This is a genomic window from Bacteroides sp. RTP31139st1_H2_RTP31139_211217 (assembly GCF_040227615.1).
Taxonomy (GTDB): Bacteria; Bacteroidota; Bacteroidia; order Bacteroidales; family Bacteroidaceae; genus Bacteroides; species Bacteroides uniformis.
This window is the reverse complement of sequence record NZ_JBCNZM010000305.1, coordinates 1-2,129: the sequence shown is the minus strand read 5'-3', so window position 1 is coordinate 2,129 and position 2,129 is coordinate 1. Positions and strand designations below refer to the sequence as shown.

The window sequence follows — 2,129 nt, the reverse complement described above, 5'->3', positions numbered from 1 at the left end:
AATTATCTATCATAGACTGTAAATTTGTTATATCGCAATACTGATTATGTCCCCCTCTGTAATCTTTCGCATGTTGGGCTGTCCGTATCAAGAAAGAATCAAGTTCTATTTTTACACTGCGACCTATTCGGGACAAACCGGAAGAGTGACTGATGTAAACGAATTTGCCGTTGCGCTCAATGAAACAAGAGGTATTATAATGCCCTTTTAAGTTGGATATTACTTTTGCGCCAACTGCTGCTGCGTACTTGGAAATCTCACGTACTAAAGCTGTTTGAAAACTGCGGTATTCTTTTGAAACATAGGCTCCTGCATCTGCAAGGATTGCATTCTGCCATTTGGTATAAAAATTCTGTGCCATATTTTTAAATATTAATTCTGTAAATAATTCTCCCAACTCTCTTTGTCAATAGTTAATTTGTTCATTTCCCAATCGTATTCCACTTCCGGCATATCAGAATAAGGGAAGTACACAGTGTAGCCTATCTGTCCATAAGAACAATGTAGCGGTATAACGCAAATCTCCTGACCACAATAAGGCTGTGGCGTACAATATTTCTTCCAATCAAAACGACCTGCTGCTATATTACAGCAAAGTAATTTTAGAGTTACTATACCTTTCCAACTCTGAAAATCTTTTTTATAACCTTTTTTCATACTACTAATGTGCTATATTATAATAAACTTCGGGTTCACTTGACACGTTGTAAATCCAGCTTCCGCAACGTACCAATAGAGCATTCTTGCCATAATAGAGTTTCTTCATTCCGGTTATACTTCCTGTTATGTGAAAGTTAGGGAAACGACTGATGTCTATTTTCTGTGCATCGCATCTGTAGAGTGTTTTAGTTCTCATTGCATTTATTTTTTTAAGTTGTTTTTTATTTCCCTCTTCTTGAAGCCTTCCGACTTCACCCAAGAGGTTGTTTCATGTGCATTTTCAACGGTGGATGCAAGAACTATGAGCAAGTAACCGGAATGAAATTTTATGAATACCGGAATCTGTGATTGCGGAAGGTTACGTCAAATTTCATTTCAGGTAGCAACAGCGGTACTTGAACATCGTTTGCCACCGTACCTTTGCGCACGAAACAAACAACGGTGCATGTCGGGACTGTGAGAATGTAATACAATTAGAACAGGTAATATAGAATCGGTAAAAGAGGCTGTGAATTGGTAACAGAGGTTCGGCAGAACATGGTCTATAAAAGTAACCGGACTGTTATATAGGAAGATGATAACCACCCGCTTGAGTTGCGGGTGGCTTTAAAAAAATTATATGGAGTATCAGAAGTGATAGTCGATGACTCCTCCGATATAGAGTATCGTTCCCGGTTCAAGCGTACAGACAAACTCCATAAATGCAAAAGATTTTTCGGCAAATGACTGGTATCCCTCTCCGTCCAAATAGAAATGATACGCAATATCCAATGGATTTTCCAATGCCTTTTCAAGTTGATAAACAGGGCCTACAAACTCCAACATATTTTCCGTTGTAATAGCTTCAGCTTTCTTACGGATGTTAGTCACAAAGTTCTCTTTCCATTGTTCCACACCACCAATGTAGCGCATGGTGTCATCACCTACAAGTTCGAACATATCTTTGGGTAGGGCAGTATTGACCAAATAACGAATATCTTCCTTACGTTCTTCGTCATCTATCTCCGCACAATAGTCATAGAAACTGCCATCTCCCTGATGGAGAGTGTCTTCATTCAGATAGTTTTCTTTTCCTATCCACATTTTAGAAATCTGAAAAATTCGGCTGTGCATAATTTTAAAATTTAAATGATTAAACTTTATTCCCTTTGCTTGAAGCTCTTCCGGCTTCTTGTCAGGAATGATTTTTATGCGAAATTGACAGTAAGGAAAGGATGGATAAGGCAAGTGAATAGTGAATGGAATGAAGTGGAATACCCAAATCTTCGATATGCAGAAGGCTGCCACAAGTATCCGGAAACTGTTAGCGCAGCGTTACTTGACGACCATTCTAAAGCTGTATCTTTGCATACAAAATCTCTCAGATAAGAACTGCCGATGTGCGATATAAAGAATATCCGGATTGGAAGAATATAAAAGACTGGAGAAGCACTCTGCGACTGTATAAAAGGGCTGAAAGAGACAAAGTC

5 protein-coding genes are annotated in these 2,129 nt (G+C 38.7%); 1 reads left to right on the top strand and 4 read right to left on the bottom strand.

Annotated elements, in window-relative coordinates:
• From ABUA47_RS24315 to ABUA47_RS24300, 4 genes are all read right to left on the bottom strand, one after another.
• Positions 1-361, bottom strand: a 361-nt coding sequence (locus tag ABUA47_RS24315) for a hypothetical protein (RefSeq protein WP_349832235.1), incomplete at its 3' end; no start/stop codon positions are given.
• 11 nt (positions 362-372) lie between these two features.
• Positions 373-657, bottom strand: coding sequence for a hypothetical protein (locus ABUA47_RS24310; RefSeq protein WP_005836733.1), 285 nt, complete (start codon positions 655-657; stop codon positions 373-375).
• A gap of 4 nt (positions 658-661) precedes the next feature.
• A complete protein-coding gene (locus ABUA47_RS24305) occupies positions 662-856 on the bottom strand; it encodes a hypothetical protein (RefSeq protein WP_004313635.1) in 195 nt (64 codons plus the stop codon).
• 431 nt (positions 857-1,287) lie between these two features.
• Positions 1,288-1,773 (bottom strand): hypothetical protein, encoded by a 486-nt coding sequence (locus ABUA47_RS24300; RefSeq protein ID WP_005836731.1) that lies wholly within the window; start codon positions 1,771-1,773, stop codon positions 1,288-1,290.
• A 15-nt stretch (positions 1,774-1,788) separates the two neighbouring features.
• On the opposite strand from ABUA47_RS24300, the gene ABUA47_RS24295 reads away from it, so the two are divergent.
• Complete coding sequence (locus tag ABUA47_RS24295) at positions 1,789-2,028, top strand: hypothetical protein (RefSeq protein ID WP_005836729.1); 240 nt, start codon at positions 1,789-1,791, stop codon at positions 2,026-2,028.
• Positions 2,029-2,129 lie beyond the last annotated feature (101 nt).

Bases quoted from the DNA above. Each gene is read 5' to 3' on its own strand.
- ABUA47_RS24310 (WP_005836733.1), bottom strand. From the start codon at position 657: ATGAAAAAAGGTTATAAAAAAGATTTTCAGAGTTGGAAAGGTATAGTA.
- ABUA47_RS24300 (WP_005836731.1), bottom strand. From the start codon at position 1,773: ATGCACAGCCGAATTTTTCAGATTTCTAAAATGTGGATAGGAAAAGAA.
- ABUA47_RS24305 (WP_004313635.1), bottom strand. From the start codon at position 856: ATGAGAACTAAAACACTCTACAGATGCGATGCACAGAAAATAGACATC.
- ABUA47_RS24295 (WP_005836729.1), top strand. From the start codon at position 1,789: ATGATTAAACTTTATTCCCTTTGCTTGAAGCTCTTCCGGCTTCTTGTC.